This is a genomic window from Pseudomonas sp. OTU5201, from assembly GCF_038440135.1.
Classification (GTDB): domain Bacteria; phylum Pseudomonadota; class Gammaproteobacteria; order Pseudomonadales; family Pseudomonadaceae; genus Metapseudomonas; species Metapseudomonas resinovorans.
In genome coordinates this window covers 1-19,912 of sequence record NZ_JASATC010000069.1, presented here as the reverse complement: position 1 = coordinate 19,912, position 19,912 = coordinate 1, and the positions used below count along the sequence as shown (strand labels likewise).

Sequence of the window (19,912 nt, the reverse complement as noted above, 5' to 3'; positions counted from 1 at the left end):
ACGGCCCCCCCCCCGCGGGGGCCATTGGCTCGCCCCATTCCCCCCGCGCCCCGCGTTGGCCGCCCCGCGCCGCTGCCCTCCCCAGGGCAGCGGCTCTGCGCCGCTAGGCGCATCCGTTCCAACAATCGTGAAAACGTTCCAACGTTTGTTGAAAAATTACGCGACCCGAACTCAATCCCAACTCAGCGCGCCGCCGGTCTGGTACTCGATCACGCGTGTCTCGAAGAAGTTCTTCTCTTTCTTCAGGTCCATGATTTCGGACATCCACGGGAACGGGTTGGTCGCGCCCGGGTATTCCTCTTTCAGGCCGATCTGGGTCAGGCGGCGGTTGGCGATGAACTTGAGGTAGTCCTCCATCATCGCGGCGTTCATGCCCAGTACGCCGCGCGGCATGGTATCGCGTGCGTATTCGATCTCGAGCTGGGTGCCCTGCAGGATCATCTGGGTGGCTTCGTCCTTCATCTGGGCATCCCACAGGTGCGGGTTTTCGATCTTGATCTGGTTGATCACGTCGATGCCGAAGTTCAGGTGCATGGATTCGTCGCGCAGGATGTACTGGAACTGCTCGGCAGTGCCGGTCATCTTGTTGCGGCGGCCCATGGAGAGGATCTGGGTGAAGCCGCAGTAGAAGAAGATGCCTTCCAGAACGCAGTAGTAGGCGATCAGGTTGCGCAGGAACTGGCGGTCGGTCTCCGGGGTGCCGGTCTTGAACTCGGGGTCGGAGATCGAGCGAGTGTACTTGAGGCCCCAGGACGCTTTTTTCGCGACGCTCGGAATCTCGTGGTACATGTTGAAAATCTCGCCTTCATCCATGCCCAGCGACTCGATGCAGTACTGGTAGGCGTGGGTGTGGATCGCCTCTTCGAAGGCCTGGCGCAGGATGTACTGGCGGCACTCGGGGTTGGTGATCAGGCGGTACACGGCCAGCACCAGGTTGTTGGCAACCAGGGAGTCGGCGGTGGAGAAGAAGCCGAGGTTGCGCATCACGATGCGGCGCTCGTCTTCGGACAGGCCGTCCTTGCTCTTCCACAGGGCAATGTCGGCGTTCATGTTCACTTCCTGCGGCATCCAGTGGTTGGCGCAACCATCCAGATACTTCTGCCAGGCCCAGTCGTACTTGAAGGGTACGAGTTGGTTGAGGTCGGCGCGGGCGTTGATCATCTGCTTGTCGCCAACCTGCACGCGCGCGGCGGAGCCTTCGAGGTCGTCCAGGCCTTCCTGGATGTCGAGGGCGTCCAGGGCCTTCTTGGCGCGGGCGACGGCGTCGGAGTCGTCGGCCGATACGGCGCGGGCGTCTTCAACGGAGCCGGCGGCTTCGTCGTCGAGCTTGTCGATGTTCTTGGCGGCGGCCTGGGCAACGGCGGGTGCTGCCTTGGCTTCGGTGGGGTCTTCTTTGTCGAATTCGTCCCAGCTGAGCATGGTTCCTCTCCTGGTTGGCGGACCGGTCTGTGCCGGCCTGGGTGTTTGGGTGCGTGAAGGGTGGTTGCACGCTAAAGCTGTGTTCTGGCTGGCGGTGGATTGCCTGGCCTGCGCCTGCCCGATTCATGGGTCGGCTATTGACTCCGTACTGCCTGAGGTTTCCCTCACCCCCAGCCCCTCTCCCGGAGGGAGAGGGGAGGGTGCTGTGCTTCCGGTCGAGCGTGGTGCTGTGCGAGTGACCGCTAGGCGCCTGGTTGGCTGGAGCCCCTGAGCGTACGACTGTACGTGATGGGGGCCGGCCAGCCAGGCAACAACGTGGGCGCCGCTCAGCGACGCGCGCTTATTGGCACGCTTCGCAATCCGGGTTGTCGATGGAGCAGGCTTTCGGTACCGGAGCGGGCTGCGGAGCTGCGGCCGGGGCGGCTTGCAGGGTTTCGCTGCCACCTGCGGATACGGCGTTCAGCTTGCCGGTGTTGATGGTCGACTTCTCGGTGCTGGTGGCGGCCAGGGCGCGGAGGTAGTAGGTGGTTTTCAGGCCACGGTACCAAGCCATGCGGTAGGTCACGTCCAGCTTCTTGCCCGAGGCGCCGGCGATGTAGAGGTTCAGGGACTGGGCCTGATCGATCCACTTCTGACGGCGGCTGGCGGCGTCGACGATCCACTTGGTTTCAACTTCGAAGGCGGTGGCGTACAGGTCTTTCAGGTCTTGCGGGATGCGCTCGATCTGCTGCACGGAACCGTCGTAGTACTTCAGGTCGTTAACCATGACCGGGTCCCACAGGCCGCGGGCTTTGAGGTCGTGTACCAGGTAGGGGTTGATCACGGTGAATTCGCCCGAGAGGTTCGATTTCACGTAGAGGTTCTGGTAGGTCGGCTCGATGGACTGCGATACGCCGGTGATGTTGGCGATGGTCGCGGTCGGCGCAATGGCCATGATGTTCGAGTTACGAATACCTTTCTTGACGCGCTCGCGAACCGGGGCCCAGTCCAGGGACTCGGTCAGGTCGACGTCGATGTACTTCTGGCCACGGGCCTCGATGAGGATCTGCTGGGAGTCCAGCGGCAGGATGCCCTTGGACCACAGGGAGCCGTCGAAGGTCTCGTAGGCGCCGCGCTCGTCGGCCAGGTCGCAGGACGCCTGGATGGCGAAGTAGCTCACCGCTTCCATGGACTTGTCGGCGAACTCGATGGCCGCGTCGGAGCCGTAGGCGATGTGCTGCAGGTACAGAGCGTCCTGGAAGCCCATGATGCCGAGGCCCACCGGACGGTGCTTGAGGTTCGAGTTGCGAGCCTGCGGGACCGAGTAGTAGTTGATGTCGATAACGTTATCGAGCATGCGCACTGCGGTCTTGACGGTCTTCTCGAGCTTGGCGGTGTCCAGCTTGCCATCAATGATGTGGTTGACCAGGTTGATCGAGCCCAGGTTGCAGACCGCGATCTCGTCCTTGTTGGTGTTCAGGGTGATCTCGGTGCACAGGTTGGAGCTGTGGACCACGCCCACGTGCTGCTGCGGGCTGCGCAGGTTGCACGGGTCTTTGAAGGTCAGCCACGGGTGGCCGGTCTCGAAGAGCATCGAGAGCATCTTGCGCCACAGGTCTTTGGCCTGGATGGTCTTGAACAGCTTGATCTTGCCGTACTGGGTCAGGGCTTCGTAGTACTCGTAGCGCTCTTCGAAGGCCTTGCCGGTCAGGTCGTGCAGGTCCGGTACTTCGGACGGCGAGAACAGGGTCCACTGGCCATCGTCGAACACGCGCTTCATGAACAGGTCCGGAATCCAGTTCGCGGTGTTCATGTCGTGGGTACGGCGACGGTCGTCACCGGTGTTCTTGCGCAGCTCGATGAACTCTTCGATGTCCATGTGCCAGGTTTCGAGGTACGCGCAGACGGCGCCCTTGCGCTTGCCACCCTGGTTCACGGCTACGGCGGTGTCGTTCACGACTTTCAGGAACGGAACCACGCCCTGGGACTTGCCGTTGGTGCCCTTGATGTAGGAACCGAGCGCACGGACCGGCGTCCAGTCGTTGCCCAGGCCACCGGCGAATTTCGACAGCATGGCGTTGTCGTGGATCGCGTTGTAGATGCCCGACAGGTCGTCCGGCACGGTGGTCAGGTAGCAGGACGACAGCTGCGGACGCAGGGTGCCGGCGTTGAACAGGGTCGGGGTCGAGCTCATGTAGTCGAAGGACGACAGCAGGTTGTAGAACTCGATGGCGCGTTCTTCTTTCTGCTCCTCTTCGATGGCCAGGCCCATGGCCACGCGCATGAAGAAGACCTGCGGCAGTTCGAAGCGGATGCCGTCCTTGTGGATGAAGTAGCGGTCGTACAGGGTCTGCAGGCCGAGGTAGGTGAACTGCTGGTCGCGCTCGTGGTTGATGGCCTTGCCCAGTTTTTCCAGGTCGAAGGTCTTCAGCTGCGGATCGAGCAGTTCGAACTCGACGCCTTTTTCCACGTAGGCCGGCAGGGCTTTGGCGTAGAGGTCGGCCATCTCGTGATGGGTGGCACTCTCGGCAACGCCGAGGAAGCCCAGGGCTTCGGCGCGCAGGGTGTCCATCAGCAGGCGGGCGGTGACGTAGGAGTAGTTCGGCTCGCGCTCTACCAGGGTACGGGCGGTCATCACCAGGGCGGTGTTGACGTCCTTCTCGGCTACGCCGTCGTACAGGTTCTTCAGGGTTTCACGCTCGATCAGCGCGCCGTCGACTTCGGCCAGGGCTTCGCAGGCTTCGCTGATGATGGTGTTCAGGCGGCCCATGTCCAGCGGCTGCTGGCTGCCGTCGGCGCGGGTGATGCGGATGCTCGGGTGCGGCTGGGCGACGTCGCTGGCGGCGCTGCGCTTGGAGCGCTCCTGTGCGCGGGATTCGCGGTAGATCACGTAGTCGCGGGCGACTTTCTGCTCGCCGGCGCGCATCAATGCCAGTTCGACCTGGTCCTGGATCTCTTCGATGTGGATGGTGCCGCCGGAGGGCATGCGGCGCTTGAAGGTCGCGGTGACCTGTTCGGTCAGGCGCGCGACGGTTTCATGGATACGCGAAGAAGCAGCGGCAGTACCGCCTTCCACGGCGAGGAACGCTTTGGTGATGGCAACGGTGATCTTGTCGTCGGTGTACGGGACGACAGTGCCGTTGCGTTTGATCACGCGCAGCTGGCCGGGCGCAGTGGCGGCCAGATCCTGGTTGGAATCTGCTGCCAGCGGCGCTGCGGCCTGCGGGTTCTCGCGAGTGGTGTCGGTCTGCATGGGGTTCTCCATGTTCTGTATTTATGTAAGGGCGCCCGAGTCGCCTTCATTCCTTTTCACAACGCGATACGCACGGCGAGGTGCCGAGCGCAAATCGTGGTGCTACGAGGCAGAAGGACAGGACTCAAGTGCCTTCCTGGCCCTACAAGTCAAACGTCACGGTGTTAAACCGCCGTGACAACACAATACCTAGTGGTGGGCGCTATTCGCGCTGCACCGGCTTCCGGCCCCCAGTCACGTTCTTTGTGTCCTGGGCCGGCACCACTCGCCTGGGGCGGGTGGTGGGTGAAAAACTGCAATTGACTCACCGGTGGTCAGGCTCTGAAAAAGCCTTTGGCGCTTGATTCTAGTTGTGTCCGGTGGTACGCCCTCACCCCAATATGTAGGGGCTGGGCTCGATGGGGGTACAAGATAATGCGCTATTGGGGGCATTGCAAGGCGACCCACTACATCTAGCCTGTGGATAAACTGTGGGTGATTTGTGGGTGACTGCGGAGTAACGGAGGCAAAGGCCCGGTGGCTCTAGGCTCTGCCGTTCGTCGCCGCCAAAAGGTGTGTTTTTCGGCAGCGGCGGTGCTGTAGACGGCGTCGCAAGCTAACACAATATCTTGTGTTTTAGCCTTCATTTGGCATGCGCTGTGCTATCGAGCCGGCATTGCTACAATGCGAGCCCTTTTTCGATGGTCCTGACGCTGTCTGCGGGAGTGTGTGGTGGAGCAAGAAGCCTGGCGAATCCTCATAGTCGAAGACGATCAGCGACTGGCCGATCTGACGCGCGAATACCTGGAAGGCAACGGCCTGCAGGTGGCCATCGAGTCCGATGGTGGTCAGGCCGTGGCGCGTATTCTCAGGGAGCGCCCGGACCTGGTGGTGCTGGATCTGATGCTGCCGGGCGAGGATGGTCTGTCCATTTGCCGCAAGCTGCGTGGCCAGTATGAGGGGCCGATCCTGATGCTTACGGCCCGTACCGACGACATGGACCAGGTCCTTGGCCTGGAACTGGGCGCCGATGACTATGTCTGCAAGCCGGTGCGCCCGCGTGTGCTGTTGGCGCGCATCCGCGCCCTGTTGCGGCGCAGCGAAGCGGTGGTCGACGCGCCGGTGGTGGAAAACCAGCGCCGCCTGGCGTTCGGCCCGCTGGTGATCGACAACGCCATGCGCGAAGCCTGGCTGAACGAGCGCAGCATCGAGCTGACCAGCGCCGAGTTCGACCTGCTGTGGCTGCTGGCGGTGAATTCGGGGCGCATCCTCTCCCGCGAGGAGATCTTCAACGCCCTGCGCGGCATCGAGTACGACGGTCAGGACCGTTCCATCGACGTACGCATTTCGCGAATCCGCCCGAAGATTGGTGATGACCCCATGCACCCGCGCTTGATCAAGACGGTACGCAGCAAGGGCTATCTATTCGTAAGAGAGGCCGCCGAGGGCCTCTGACGGACCGGCTGACGGTTCACAGCTTCCGGGCAACAGTCCATGAATTCGATCTTTCTGCGCATCTATGGCGGCATGCTGGTCACCTTGGTGCTGGTGGCGCTGCTTGGCGTCTTCACCATTCACCAGGTCAACCAGGTGCGTGCCGACCAGTACCGCGAGAGTCTGGCGCGCGGCACGTTCCGCCTGATGGCCGATAACCTCCAGCCCATGAACGAAGTGGAGCGCCGCCGCGCCGTGGTGCTCTGGGGACGGCTATTGGGCATTCCCCTGGAGCTGCGGCCCATGGAGGGCTCGAAGCTGGACAGTAGTGCCCGCAACCGGCTGGTACGTGGCCAGGTACTGGTGGAGGAGACCGGGCCTCATGCAGCGCGCGTGTTCGGCCTGGTCAGCGTGAGCGAGCGGCTGATGCTGACCGGCGAGGTCGAGCAGATCAGCGAACAGCTGGCGCGGGCCACGGTTTACCTGTTGATGGATGAACTGGTGCGCTTCCCGGTGAACGAGCAGCCGCAGCGTCTGGCGTCTATCAAGGACAACAAGCAGTTCGGCTTTGACCTGCGACTGATCCCGCTGAGGGAGGCGGACCTCGACGCCGATCAACGTCGGCGAGTGGACGAGGGCGACACCGTGATGGCGCTGGGCAAGGATGGCGACTCCATCCGCGTATTCGCCGGCATGGTGGACACGCCCTGGGTGCTGGAAATGGGCCCGCTGCACCAGATGAACCCTTATCCACCGCAGATGCTGGTGCTGATCGGCTTCCTTGGTCTGACCCTGATCGGCCTGACTGTCTACTTCCTCGTGCGCCAGTTGGAGCACCGGCTGATGGGGCTTGAAAGCGCCGCCACCAGCATTGCCCAGGGCAAGCTGGACGCGCGCGTACCGGCCAAGGGGGCTGACTCGGTGGGGCGCCTGGCTGCGGCTTTCAACGGCATGGCCGAGCAGTTGCAGCGGCTGTTGATGCTGCAGCGGGAGCTGATTCGTGCGGTATCCCATGAGCTGCGTACCCCGGTGGCGCGGTTGCGCTTCGGTCTGGAAATGATTGCCGACGCTGAAAGCGAGAGTGCCCGGCGCAAGTACATGGATGGCATGGACGGCGACATCCAGGAGCTGGACAAGCTGGTGGACGAGATGCTGACTTACGCGCGCCTGGAGCAGGGGGCGCCGGCCCTGCATTTCCAGCGCGTGGACCTGGATGCGCTGTTCGATCAGGTGATCGCCGAGCTTTCTCCGTTGCGCGCCACCGTACGCATCGAGCGTGGTCTGTGCCTGAACGTCGGCAGCGACGGCGCCTGGGTGGAGGCAGAGCCGCGCTACCTGCACCGTGCCCTGCAAAACCTGGTGAGCAACGCCATGCGTCATGCGGAGTCACGGGTGCAGTTGAACTATCAGATCGGCCACAAGCGCTGCCGCATCGATGTCGAAGATGATGGCCCCGGTGTGCCGGAGAGTCAGTGGGAGAAGATCTTCAAGCCCTTCATGCGCCTGGACGACAGCCGTACCCGTGCTTCGGGTGGCCATGGCCTGGGGTTGTCCATCGTGCGGCGGATCATCTATTGGCACGCAGGCCGTGCGCAGATCGGCCGCAGCGAAACGCTGGGCGGTGCGCGCTTCAGCCTGGTGTGGCCGCGGCGGCAGAGTGAGGCGGAGACGCTGTAGGCCAGTGCAACTCCGATTGCTTTTCTGTAGAGCGGCCCGCCTTACGGGGCTGCAATTGCTACCAGGCTCAACACTCGACCCTGGAAGTCGCAGTACCAGCCTTCCAGCTCACGCCCCGCCGTCCACTCCGCCGACAGCTCGATCAGCAGCCGCAGTCGGGCGCGGGTGCCATCGCACTCCAGCAATTCCGCGTCATGGAAATAGAAGCGCTTTTGCACCAGCGGATAGAGCGCCTTGAACAGGCTCTCCTTGATGGAGAAGGTCAGGGTGATGCGTGCGGCTTGCTGTTCGGGCGTGAGGCCATCCAGCCGTTGCAGTTCGGCTGGTGTGAGGATTTCTTCCGCCAGGCGCAACGCTCGGTCGCTGGCCAGTGGCTCTTCCAGATCCAGGCCGAGGCCGCGCCACTGCCTGCTGTCCGCAACCAGGGCAGTGGCCAGCCCGTGGCTGTGGCTGATGGAGCCGCTGACGCCGGCCGGCCAGACCGGTGCGCGATCTTCACCCAGGGCGGGCACGTCGGCGCGGCCGGTGAGGGCGACGAGGGCGGTGCGCGCACAGAGGCGGCCGGCAAGGTATTCCGCTTGCCGCTTGGCCACCGAGCGCTGGATGTTGGCTGGTGCGGGAATGGCACTGCGAGAGAAGTCTTCGGCGACGAGCCGGGCCGGATCGAAGCGGCAGGAACGCATGAGTACGCCGGGCAGGTCTTCAGCGAAGGGCCAGGTGGAGTCGAAGGGGCTGCAGCAGGCGGGGTGGTTCGAAGTCATCGCGGCATTCTGCCCGGCGTCGGTGGAATCGGCCAGCGGCGCGGCCGTTTACATATGTTTGCAAATGGCAAACAAAGCGAAACGGAACCCAGGCCGTGCTTTTTGCCAGACTAGCCATGCGTTTCTTCTGGAACGCAGGTGAGGTTGTAGTCTGGAACCTTGGCAATGCCGGTTTCGGACATTTTCTCTGAATTGAGTGCGGGAGCCCGGATGGGCTCCCGTTTTTTTTGCCTGTATTTCAGGTGCAGATGGCGCGTGGGCTTAAGCCCACCTTACAAAAATGTCTTAAGTCGATGTAGGGCATTTCGTTCAGCTTAGGTTCAAGGAGGGTTCAGGAGCGGTTCAGTGGTCGGCGTGCAATCTAGCCCCGAGTTCAGCCAATTACTCGACCACTCGAAGGGGAACATTCCATGAACCACACTCTGAGCCGTATCACCCTTGCTTCCGCCCTGGCCTTTGCTGCTGTTGGCGCCCAGGCCGCAGACAGCTTCGTTGGCCTGACCTGGGGTCAGACCAACAACAATATCCAGAAGTCCGACTCGCTGAACGCGAACCTGAACAACCCCAGCCTGGACAAGGTCATCCACAAGACCGATACCTGGGGCGTACGTGCCGGCCAGCAGCACGACAGCGGCCGGTACTACATGACCTACGAAAACTTCTCCGATACCGACAGCGGCTACAAGCTGCGCCAGCAAAACCTGCTTGGCAGCTACGATGTGTTCGTACCAGTGGGTGACTACAACACCCAGCTGTTCGGCGGTGCCACCCTCGGCCTGGTCAAGCTGGAGCAGGAAAGCAAGGGCATGAGCCGCGACAGCAATATCAACTACGCTGCTGGCCTGCAGGCCGGTATCCTGCAGGACCTGAGCAAGAACGCTTCGATCGAAGCCGGCTACCGTTACCTGCGCACTAATGTCAGCACCGACATGGGCGAGCACGGCGGTCCCCGCCTGGGCTCCCTGGACCTGCACAGCAGCGGCCAGGCTTACCTCGGCGCCAACTACAAGTTCTGAGTCGTGCTTAACAGCAGGCCGGGCATTTGCCCGGCCGCCTTATTGAAAGGGGAAACAGCCCATGAAACTGCTGGTTGTGGAAGACGAGGCGTTGCTGCGCCACCATCTCTACACCCGCCTGGGCGAGCAGGGCCACGTGGTAGACGCTGTGCCCAACGCCGAGGAAGCGCTCTATCGCGCTGCGGAATACCACCATGACCTGGCCGTTATCGACCTTGGCCTGCCCGGTATCAGCGGGCTGGATCTGATCCGCCAGCTGCGCAACCAGGGCAAGAGCTTCCCCATCCTCATTCTCACCGCCCGCGGTAACTGGCAGGACAAGGTCGAAGGCCTGGCTGCCGGTGCCGACGACTATGTGGTCAAACCGTTCCAGTTCGAAGAGTTGGAGGCGCGGCTCAATGCATTGCTGCGGCGCTCCTCGGGCTTCGTCCAGTCCACCATCGAGGCCGGCCCGCTTCTGTTGGACCTCAATCGCAAGCAGGCACAGCTCGAAGGCGAAACGGTGGCGCTTACTGCCTACGAGTACCGCATCCTCGAATACCTCATGCGTCATCACCAGCAAGTGGTGGCCAAGGATCGGCTGATGGAGCAGCTGTATCCCAATGACGAAGAGCGTGATCCCAACGTGATCGAAGTGCTGGTCGGCCGCCTGCGTCGCAAGCTGGAGGGCGACAACGGCTTCAAGCCGATCGAAACGATTCGCGGCCAGGGCTACCTGTTCACCGAGCGCTGCCGATGACCAACGGCTGGCGCGGGTTCTACCGTTCCACAGCGTCGTCACTGCGCCTGCGGCTGATGCTCGGCGCCGCCGTGATGACGGTCCTGTTCATGCTGGCCCTGTTGCCCGCGCTACGCGGGGCCTTCGTGATCGCCTTGGACCAGTCCATCCAGCAGCGCTTGGCTGCGGATGCCAGCGCGCTGATCGCGGCGGCTCGGGTGCACAACGGCCATCTGGAAATGCCGGACAAGCTGCCAGACGAGGAGTTCGACAACGTCGAAGCCAGCCAGCTGGGCTACATCTACGACAGCGAGGGTGGGCTGGTCTGGCAATCCCGTTCGTCGCGAGATGAGCGAGTGGACTACCGTCCGCGCTACGACGGCCGTGGGCACGAGTTCCTCCGGGTCGCCGATGCCGGGGGGCGCGAGTTCTTCGTGTATGACGTCGAGGTCGATCTGTTGCGCGGACAGAGGGCCGCCTACAGCGTCGTCACCATGCAGCCGGTGAGCGACTACCAGTCCATGTACGACGGTTTCCTCGAGCAGCTCTATCTTTGGCTCGGCGGTGCCCTATTGGTGTTGCTGGGGTTGCTCTGGTTCGGCCTGACTTGGGGCTTCCGCAGCCTGCGTGGGCTCAGTGCCGAGCTGGATGAGGTGGAGTCCGGCAACCGCGACAGCCTGAGCGACGAGCACCCTCGGGAACTGTTGCGCCTGACCCAATCGCTCAACCGTCTGCTGGACAGCGAGCGCCGTCAGCGCGAGCGCTACCGCAACTCCCTGGATGATCTGGCCCACAGCCTGAAAACGCCGCTCTCGGTGCTGCAGGGCGTCAGCGAGAACATTGCCGTCAGGCCAGATGATCGCGAACAGGCGCGGGTGCTGCAGAGCCAGATCGAACGCATGAGCCAGCAAATCAGCTACCAGTTGCAGCGGGCTTCCCTGCGCAAGAGCGGCCTGGTGCGTCACCAGGTACAGCTGGCGCCGCTGCTCGACACCCTTTGCGATGCCTTGGACAAGGTCTATCGGGAAAAGCGCGTGCGGGTGGAGCGGGATTTCGACGAGGGACTGATGATTCCCATGGAACAGGGCGCTTTGCTGGAGCTGCTTGGCAACCTGCTGGAGAACGCCTTCCGCCTCTGTCTGGGCGAGGTTCGCGTCAGCGCCCGTGTGCGCGATGGCAACTGCGAACTCAAAGTGGAAGACGACGGCCCCGGCGTACCGGAGGATCAGCGTGATCGGATTCTGAAGCGGGGCGAACGCTTGGATGCCCAGCATCCCGGGCAGGGCATTGGCACCGCCGTGGTCAAGGACATCATCGAAAGCTACGACGGCGAGTTGTTCCTTGAAGAGTCCCCACTGGGAGGGGCGGAATTCAGGATCAGGTTTCCGCTGCTCTGATCTGCTTTTCTCCCCTCTCCCTCTGGGAGAGGGGCGGGGGTGAGGGAAGCCGGGTTGGGATTGAATGGGCGGTCCGATGTGTTGGGCCTCGTTCCTCGGACCAACGTGGCCCGCACCAACCTACGGTAGGACTGCGTCCTGCTTCGCGAATGAATTCGCCCCCACAAGAAAGCGATCTGCGCCTCAAGCCTCTTGCGCCCGATACGCCCCCGGCGTCAGCCCCGTCCATTTCTTGAACGCCCGATGGAACGCCGACGGTTCGGAGAATCCGAGCTGATCGGCGATGTCCTGGATCGATAGCTCGTCCCGGCCCAGGTGGTAGATGGCCAGGTCGCGGCGCAGGTGGTCCTTCAATTCCTGGAAGCTCGACCCTTCCTCCCGCAGGTGCCGGCGCAAGGTCTGCGGGCTGATGTGCAGGTGCTGGGCCACCGCTTCCAGGTCGGGCCAGATGCGGCAGTCTCGGCCGAGCAGGCGGCGGATCTGGCTGGTCAGGCTGTCGCCGCCGTCCGGGCGGGCCAGCAGGTCGGCCGGGGAATGCTCGAGGAAGTGCTTGAGGGTGCGCTCGTCCTGCAGCAGCGGCATGGCCAGGTAGCGGGCGTGAAAGCGCAGGCTGATGCACGGCGCCCCGAAGCGCCGGTTGGTAGGGAAGAGCAGTTCGTATTCGCTGGCGTGGGCCGGTTCTGCGTAGCTGAAGGTGGCCTCTTCCAGGCGAATGCGTTGGCCGATCAGCCAACTGCCCAGGCGGTGCCAGATCACCAGCAGGCTTTCCACCAGGAAGTGATCCGGGTCCTGGAGCGTCGAGTCGTCCACCTTTAGTACGGCGAATTCGCCATCTCGTTCCAGCTGGATGCGCGGAGCATCGGGGAACAGCCCATAGAAGAGGGTGCCCCGGCCCAGGGCCTTTTCCAGGGTGCGGCAGTGGATGATGGCGTGGCACATCATGGCGAAGGTGCCGCGTTTGCTTGGTTGCCGGCCGAAGCCCATGTACTCGTCGTCCAGCGCTTCCCAGAGCAATTGCATGAGTCGTGCGAACTGCTCGGGCGCCACCCGTGCCCGGGGTTCGTCCAGCAGTGCCGGCTGGATGCTGGCGGCGCTCAACAGGGGGGCGCAATCCACACCATGACGTAGGGCACCGCGCAGGGCGGCACGAACGAAGTGGCTGGCGATGGTGCGCTCGCGCATAGGGGCTGTTCCGTGGTCGGGGAGGCCGATGGTAGGTCGCGGTCGGGCGCGGCCACAAGGGCGCACGTGGCGGAAATCCCCCCGGGGGCGTGGCGGAAACCCGCCTGAAGGTGCTGGGGAAGTTGCCGGGGTTCTTTATTAAGGTGTTGAAATATAAGGTTTTTATTAAATTGTTGAGATTGGCACAGCGGCTGCAATAGGGACATTGCCGTCCAATCGACTGGACCGCACAACAACAAAAGTCTCCCAGACAGGGAGATGTGTCGATCACGGTGACGCCAGGCCTTACGGAACAGGTCGGGATCACTTGAAAGGAACACTGCCATGTCCCGCCAACCGTTCTACAAGAGCCTGTACGTTCAGGTCATCGTCGCCATCGCCATCGGCATTCTCCTGGGCCACTTCTATCCGGAGACCGGTGTCGCGCTCAAACCCCTGGGCGACGGCTTCGTCAAACTGATCAAGATGGCCATCGCGCCCATCATCTTCTGCACCGTGGTCAGCGGCATCGCCGGCATGCAGGACATGAAGGCAGTGGGCAAGACCGGCGGCTACGCGCTGCTGTACTTCGAAATCGTTTCCACCATTGCGCTGATCATCGGCTTGGTCGTGGTCAACATCGTCCAGCCGGGCGTCGGCATGCATGTCGACCCGGCCACCCTGGACACCAAGGGCATTGCCGCGTTCGCCGCAGCCGGCGAGCAGCAGAGCACCATTGCGTTCCTCCTCAATGTGATTCCCAGCACGATCGTTGGCGCATTCGCCAGCGGCGACATCCTGCAGGTGCTGTTCTTCTCGGTCATCTTCGCCTTCGCCCTGCAGCGCATGGGTGACTATGGCAAGCCGGTACTGGAGTTCATCGACCGCATCGCCCATGTGATGTTCGGCATCATCAACATGATCATGAAGGTCGCCCCCATCGGTGCCTTCGGCGCCATGGCCTTCACCATCGGCCAATACGGCGTGGGCTCGCTGGTGCAGCTTGGCCAACTGATGCTGTGCTTCTACATCACCTGCGTGTTCTTCATCCTGGTGGTGCTGGGCGGGATTGCTCGTGCCCATGGCTTCAGCATCATTCGCTTCGTCCGTTACATCCGCGAAGAGCTGCTGATCGTGCTCGGCACCTCGTCTTCCGAATCGGCCCTGCCGCGCATGCTGAACAAGATGGAAAAGCTGGGTGCGAACAAGTCGGTAGTCGGTCTGGTGATCCCCACCGGCTACTCCTTCAACCTGGATGGCACCTCCATCTACCTGACCATGGCCGCTGTGTTCATTGCCCAGGCCACTGACACCCCGATGGACATCACTCACCAACTGACCCTGCTGGCCGTGCTGCTGGTTGCCTCCAAGGGCGCCGCTGGCGTCACCGGTTCCGGCTTCATCGTGCTGGCCGCCACCCTGTCCGCTGTCGGCCACCTGCCGGTTGCCGGCCTGGCGCTGATCCTCGGCATCGACCGCTTCATGTCTGAAGCCCGAGCGCTGACCAACCTGATCGGCAACGGCGTGGCCACCATCGTCGTCGCCAAGTGGTGCAAGCAACTGGACGAGAACACCCTGCAGACTGAACTGGCTGCCGGTGGCAAGTCCGAAGTGGCGGCCGCCCCGCAGACTGCTGCCTGATCGACAACTGCTACAGCGTTCTCCTCCTGGTGAGGAGGCTTTCTCAAGCCCGGCCCCCGTAGCCGGGCTTTTTTTGCCTGAGGGATGGCTCCAAAGGAGCCGCGCGACCGCAGGATGGGTAGAGCCTGCGATACCCATCAGATCCAGCCGGCCGCATGTTTATTGCACCGTTCCTCCCATCCTGCTGGCTCCTGAAAAGGCCGGTACCCGCCCCTGAACGATTGAGTCAATTCGCACTGAGCGCTTGCGTCATTGAGGGCGCCCGGCGCTGGCGCCTAACCTGCGGCACGACTTCGGCCCAGGGAGGCAACGCCATGCAGCGCATTCATTTCGAGACTGAGCACAACTTGTTCCGCGAGGCCTTCCGCAGCTTCTTGCAGAAGGAGGTGGTGCCGTACCAGAACGAGTGGGAGGCCGCCGGTGTGGTCGACCGCGGTGTCTGGAGGAAGGCTGGCGAGATGGGCTTCCTGCTGCCTTGGGCAGACGAGGAGTACGGCGGCGCGGGGCTTAAGGACTTCCGCTACGAGCAGATCATGTGTGAGGAGCTCGCCTACATCAACGAGCCGGGTTTCATGATTCCTCTGCACTCGGCCCTTTGCGGCCCCTACATCGCCGAGTACGGCAACGCTGAGCAGAAGGCCCGCTTCCTGCCGGGGATCATCCGTGGCGAAACCATTCTCGCCGTCGCGATGACCGAGCCCAGCGCCGGCTCGGATCTTGCCGGCATGCGCACCACCGCCGTGGACAAGGGTGACCACTACCTGCTCAACGGTTCCAAGGTGTTTATCTCCAACGGCCTGCTAGCGGACGTGGTGATCGTCGCCGCCAAGACCGATCCTTCGAACAAGCACGCCATGGGCCTGTTCCTGGTTGAGCGGGGCATGGAAGGCTTCGAGCGCGGACGCAACCTTGAGAAGCTGGGCATGAAGAGCCAGGACACCGCCGAGCTGTTCTTCAACAACGTCAAGGTGCCGAAGGAAAACCTGCTGGGCGATGCCAAGGGCGGCTTCTTTTACCTGATGAACATGCTCGCCCAGGAGCGCCTGACCAACGCTTGCGGCGCGGTGGCTGGCGCCGAGGCTGCGCTGCTCACCACCATCGACTACGTGAAGGAGCGCAAGGCCTTTGACAGGCCGATCGCGCACTTCCAGAACACCCGCTTCAAGCTGGCCGAGATGCGGACCCAGATCGACGTCGCCCAGGTGTTCACCGACCGCTGCGTGATGGATCACAACCAGAAGAAACTCACCCCGGAAGTCGCCGCCGAGGCCAAGCTGTTCACTACCGAACTGCTCTGCAAGGTGGTGGACGAGGGCGTGCAACTGCACGGTGGCTGGGGCTACATGTGGGAATACCCGATCTGCAAGATGTACGCGAACGCGCGCATCCAGCGCATCTTCGCCGGCACCTCGGAGATCATGAAAGAGATCATCAGCCGCGGTATGAAACTCTGAGCCGTGCGCTCTTTCGGCTGATCCGCATGGGGCAGATATCGCCGTGCTGAGCGCAGCGAAGCCCATTTTATGAATAACTGAGGAGGAGTCTCCCATGTCCAGATTCGGCGCCATCGATGCCTGGGCCCAACTGGCCACCGGTCGTACCCGCGAGCTGATACCTGAGGCCGTGCGGCTGTTCGAGAAGTCCGGCACCACGGCCCTGCTCGACAAGGGCCTGAGCCCGGAAGAAACCGTTGCCGAGATGGATCGCGCCGGTATCGACAAGCTGATGGTCAGTGCCTGGTGCCGACCGGAGCGCTGGGTCAGCACCAACGACGAGGTGGCCGAGTACACCCGCGCCTTCCCCGACCGTTTCGTCGGTGTTGCTGCGGTGGATATGAGCAAGCCCATGGCCGCCCTGCGCGAGCTGGACCGCGCGGTGAACGAGCTGGGCTTCAAGGCGCTGCGGGTGGTGCCCTGGTTGTGGAAGCTGCCGCCCAACCATCGGCTCTACTACCCCCTCTATGCGAAGTGCATCGAGCTGGACATCCCGTTCTGCACCCAGGTCGGCCACACCGGTCCGTTGATGCCTTCGGAAACCGGCCGGCCGGTGCCCTATCTGGACGAGGTGGCACTGGATTTCCCCGAGCTGCGCATCGTCGCCGGGCACATCGGCCACCCCTGGACCGAGGAAATGATCGGCGTCGCCTGGAAGCACGACAACATCTATATCGACACCTCGGCCTACCTGCCGCGCTACTACCCGCAGGCCTTGTTGCAGTACATGAAGACTTACGGCCAGGACAAGGTGCTGTTCGGCAGCAACTTCCCGCAGCTGTCGCTTTCCCGTTGCATGGAGCAGGTGGACGAGATGGGGCTGTCGGAGGACGTGCAAGCGAAGTTTCTGCATGGGAATGCGCGGAGGGTGTTCAAGCTCTAGAGTGATGGTCCATCGGGCAATGAGCCGATAACAACAATAAGAGGGCTGCAGGATGAGCGAAGCACTGCCGTTGCAACGTTTCTCCCACTGGGTGGCGACCACGCCGGATCGCGTCTGGCTGCGTCAGCCGGTGGCGCGGACGTGGCATCCCATCACCTGGCGCGAGGCCGATGACCGCGCGCGGCGCCTGGCCAGTGCGCTGCGGGCCCTGGGCTGCGAGCCGGGAGACCGGGTGGCGATCCTGGCGAAGAACTGCGCCGAATGGATAGTGAGTGACCTGGCGATCATGCTCGCCGGGCTGGTCAGCGTACCGCTCTATCCGCTGCAGTCGGCCGAGAGCATCGAATACGTCCTGCGCCATTCCGCCTGCAAGGTGATCATCCTCGGCAAGCTGGATGATGCCGAGCGCCTGGAGCCGGGTATCCCGGCTGATGTGGTGCGTATCGCGATGCCCTATCCAACCTTGCACGCCGACTACACCTGGGGCGAACTGTTGGCTCGGCATGCGCCCCTGCGTGAGGTCCACGAGCAGCGCCCGGACGACCTGATCAGCATCCTCTATACCTCCGGTACCACCGGCCAGCCCAAGGGCGTGATGCAGACGGCGCGAGCGTTCGCCTTCGCCTCCAGCCGCTCAGTGAGGGAGATGGGGCTGGGAGAGGGCGACCAATTCTTCTCATACCTGCCGTTGTCCCATGCCGCCGAGCGCTTCCTGGTGGAAACCAACAGCCTCTATTGTGGTTGCGGCATTGGCTTCGCCGAGTCTCTGGAGACCTTCGCCGAAGACCTGCGGGAAATCCGCCCGACCCAGTTTTTCTCCGTGCCGCGTTTGTGGACGCGCTTCCAGCAGGGGGTTCTGGAGAAGTTGCCGCAGCGTCGACTCGACCGCCTACTGGCGGTTCCGTTGCTGGGCGCCCTGGTGGCGCGGAAGATACGCCGAGGCTTGGGGCTCGACCGCGCGCGGGTGCTGGTGAGCGGCGCCGCGCCCATTCCCGTGGCGCTTCTGGAGTGGTACCGGCGCATCGGCCTGACCATCTGCGAGGGTTACGGCATGACCGAGAACTTCGCCTACGGCAACTTCAACCGGCCGGGGCAGGTGCGTTTCGGCACGGTGGGCCGGGTGATGCCGGACAACGAACTGCGCATCGCCGAGGATGGCGAGATCCTCTACCGCAGCCCGTCATTGTTGACCGGCTACTACCTGGAGCCGGAAAAGACGGCCGAGACTCTGCGCGATGGTTGGCTGCACACGGGTGACAAGGGGCAGATCGACGCCGATGGCTACCTGCGTATCACCGGCCGGGTGAAGGACATCTTCAAGACCAGCAAGGGCAAGTACGTGGCGCCGGCGCCCATCGAAGGCGAGATCGCCAAGAACCTCTGGGTGGAGCAGGTGTGCCTGATGGGCAGCGGCCTGGATCAACCCCTGGCATTGATCGAGCTGAGCCCCGCCGCCCGCGGGCAGGCTCGCGCTGAGGTGGAGGCCGACCTGTTGACCACCCTCGAGCAGCTCAACGGCAAGCTATTGCCTCACGAGCGCGTCAGCCACGTACTGCTGGTTCGAGAGCCCTGGACGGTGGATAACGGTTCCATGACCCCCACCATGAAGATTCGCCGTAACGTACTCGAAGCCCGTTACGCCCCGGCGGTCGACCGCCTCGATGTGCGCCAGGCGCTGCATTGGGAATGACCGCCAGAACACACGCATCAGGAGTAGCCATGAATGGCCCGCTGTCTTCGTTGAAAATCCTCGATTTTTCCACCCTGTTGCCAGGGCCCTTCGCCTCGTTGTTGCTGGCGGACATGGGGGCTGATGTACTGCGGGTGGAGTCGCCCTCGCGCATGGACCTGGTGCGCGTGCTGCCGCCCCACGATGGCGGCCAGTCCACCAGCCATGCGTATCTCAACCGCAACAAGCGCAGCATCGCCCTGGACCTGAAACGGCCCGAGGCGGTGGAACTGGTCAAGCAGTTGGTAAGCGACTACGACATCGTACTGGAGCAGTTTCGCCCCGGCGTGATGGAGCGTTTGGGGCTTGGCTATGAGGCGCTGAAAGCGGTCAATCCGAAGCTGATCTACGTATCGATCACCGGCTACGGCCAGACCGGCCCCTACCGCGACCGCGCCGGGCACGACATCAACTACCTGGCCCTGGCCGGCATTGCAAGTTACACCGGGCGCCGCGACAGCGGGCCGCTGCCCTTGGGCGTGCAATTGGCGGATATCGGCGGTGGTTCGCTGCATGGGGTGATGGGGCTGTTGGCAGCGGTGATCCATCGCCAGGCGACAGGGGAAGGGCAGCACGTGGACGTGAGCATGACCGACTGCGCCTTTGCCCTGCACGGCATGGCAGGGGCGGGCTACCTGGGTGCCGGTGTGGAGCCGGACATGGAGAACCAGGCCCTGAACGGTGGCAGCTTCTACGACTACTACCGCACCCGCGATGGCCGCTGGCTCTCGGTGGGCAGCCTGGAGCCGCAGTTCATGCAGCAGTTTTGTGCTGCTATCGGCCGGCCTGAACTGGCAGCCAAGGGCTTGTCGCCCAAGCCCGAAGACCAGCGCGAGCTCAAGCGCGCGATCGAAATCGAGTTCGAGAAACGCGACTTTGCCGAGTGGGTGGAGGTCTTCGCCGCCCTGGACGCCTGCGTGGAACCGATGCTGCCGCTGTCGGAGGCGGTGGAGCATCCACACATCAGGGCCCGCAACCTGGTGGTGGAGGTGCCGCGCAACGGCCTGCCGCCGCAGAAGCAGATCGCCTGCCCGATCAAGTTCTCCGTTGGGCTTCCTGCGCCACGCCATACCGGCGGGGCTGTGGGATCGCATACCACTGAAGTGCTGGCTGGGCTGGGGTTGAGCGCAGAGCAGATCGAGGCGCTGAAGGCGGCAAAGGTGACGGGGTAGGGCTGGGTGCAGTGAAACCCTGTAGGGGCGAATTCATTGGCTATGTCTGCGTTAGCTGTTGCAACGTTGAGTGAAGCCTTCTAGCGCGGGCCCTCTAGGCTTCCGCGCCAGCCGGATACAACCCTCACCCCCGCCCCCGCCCTGCGCCCCGGCCTGATCGCTTCGCGCTCATGCGTTCATCGCCACCGGAAGCAATGCTT

Annotated in this window: 14 protein-coding genes; 10 read left to right on the top strand and 4 right to left on the bottom strand. The window is 63.1% G+C overall.

The genetic code is table 11. The features are described from left to right. Positions 1-171: 171 nt before the first annotated feature. The gene (locus tag AAHM40_RS26205; protein ID WP_028628950.1) at positions 172-1,419 is read right to left on the bottom strand and encodes a ribonucleotide-diphosphate reductase subunit beta; all 1,248 of its coding nucleotides are present in this window, start codon (positions 1,417-1,419) and stop codon (positions 172-174) included. 340 nt (positions 1,420-1,759) lie between these two features. Continuing rightward, positions 1,760-4,651 (bottom strand): ribonucleoside-diphosphate reductase subunit alpha, encoded by a 2,892-nt coding sequence (locus AAHM40_RS26200; protein ID WP_342247312.1) that lies wholly within the window; start codon positions 4,649-4,651, stop codon positions 1,760-1,762. Between the two features lie 711 nt (positions 4,652-5,362). On the opposite strand from AAHM40_RS26200, the gene AAHM40_RS26195 reads away from it, so the two are divergent. Next, the gene (locus tag AAHM40_RS26195) at positions 5,363-6,085 is read left to right on the top strand and encodes a response regulator (RefSeq protein WP_342247311.1); all 723 of its coding nucleotides are present in this window, start codon (positions 5,363-5,365) and stop codon (positions 6,083-6,085) included. 39 nt (positions 6,086-6,124) lie between these two features. Continuing rightward, positions 6,125-7,741 carry an ATP-binding protein gene (locus AAHM40_RS26190; RefSeq protein WP_342247310.1) on the top strand — a complete coding sequence of 539 codons (1,617 nt, stop codon included), beginning with the start codon at positions 6,125-6,127 and terminating at the stop codon, positions 7,739-7,741. A 41-nt stretch (positions 7,742-7,782) separates the two neighbouring features. Here AAHM40_RS26190 and AAHM40_RS26185 read toward each other — a convergent pair whose 3' ends face one another. Beyond that, positions 7,783-8,502 (bottom strand): 4'-phosphopantetheinyl transferase family protein, encoded by a 720-nt coding sequence (locus AAHM40_RS26185; RefSeq protein ID WP_342247309.1) that lies wholly within the window; start codon positions 8,500-8,502, stop codon positions 7,783-7,785. Positions 8,503-8,912: 410 nt separating this feature from the next. Here AAHM40_RS26185 and AAHM40_RS26180 point away from each other — a divergent pair, with 410 nt between their 5' ends. From AAHM40_RS26180 to AAHM40_RS26170, 3 genes are all read left to right on the top strand, one after another. Next, entirely contained in the window at positions 8,913-9,518 is a 606-nt protein-coding gene (locus AAHM40_RS26180; RefSeq protein ID WP_342247308.1) for a hypothetical protein, read from the top strand. A 61-nt stretch (positions 9,519-9,579) separates the two neighbouring features. Continuing rightward, complete coding sequence (locus AAHM40_RS26175) at positions 9,580-10,257, top strand: response regulator (protein WP_028628956.1); 678 nt, start codon at positions 9,580-9,582, stop codon at positions 10,255-10,257. Beyond that, complete coding sequence (locus AAHM40_RS26170) at positions 10,254-11,633, top strand: ATP-binding protein (RefSeq protein ID WP_342247307.1); 1,380 nt, start codon at positions 10,254-10,256, stop codon at positions 11,631-11,633. The genes AAHM40_RS26175 and AAHM40_RS26170 overlap by 4 nt, the downstream gene beginning before the upstream one ends. Positions 11,634-11,816: 183 nt before the next feature. Here AAHM40_RS26170 and AAHM40_RS26165 read toward each other — a convergent pair whose 3' ends face one another. Next, positions 11,817-12,815, bottom strand: coding sequence for an AraC family transcriptional regulator (locus AAHM40_RS26165; RefSeq protein ID WP_342247306.1), 999 nt, complete (start codon positions 12,813-12,815; stop codon positions 11,817-11,819). Positions 12,816-13,139: 324 nt separating this feature from the next. Between AAHM40_RS26165 and AAHM40_RS26160 the strand changes: the two genes are divergently transcribed. The 5 genes from AAHM40_RS26160 to AAHM40_RS26140 all read left to right on the top strand — a co-directional run bounded on the left by AAHM40_RS26160 (position 13,140) and on the right by AAHM40_RS26140 (position 19,712). After that, positions 13,140-14,435 (top strand): dicarboxylate/amino acid:cation symporter, encoded by a 1,296-nt coding sequence (locus AAHM40_RS26160; RefSeq protein ID WP_342247305.1) that lies wholly within the window; start codon positions 13,140-13,142, stop codon positions 14,433-14,435. 314 nt (positions 14,436-14,749) lie between these two features. Continuing rightward, positions 14,750-15,889: an acyl-CoA dehydrogenase family protein gene (locus AAHM40_RS26155; RefSeq protein WP_342247304.1), complete on the top strand. Its 1,140-nt coding sequence runs from the start codon at positions 14,750-14,752 to the stop codon at positions 15,887-15,889. 94 nt (positions 15,890-15,983) lie between these two features. Continuing rightward, entirely contained in the window at positions 15,984-16,811 is an 828-nt protein-coding gene (locus tag AAHM40_RS26150; RefSeq protein WP_342247303.1) for an amidohydrolase family protein, read from the top strand. A gap of 52 nt (positions 16,812-16,863) precedes the next feature. After that, positions 16,864-18,501: an AMP-binding protein gene (locus tag AAHM40_RS26145; RefSeq protein ID WP_342247302.1), complete on the top strand. Its 1,638-nt coding sequence runs from the start codon at positions 16,864-16,866 to the stop codon at positions 18,499-18,501. 29 nt (positions 18,502-18,530) lie between these two features. Continuing rightward, positions 18,531-19,712, top strand: a complete 1,182-nt coding sequence (locus AAHM40_RS26140; RefSeq protein ID WP_342247301.1) for a CaiB/BaiF CoA transferase family protein — start codon at positions 18,531-18,533, stop codon at positions 19,710-19,712. The last annotated feature ends 200 nt before the right edge of the window (positions 19,713-19,912 follow it).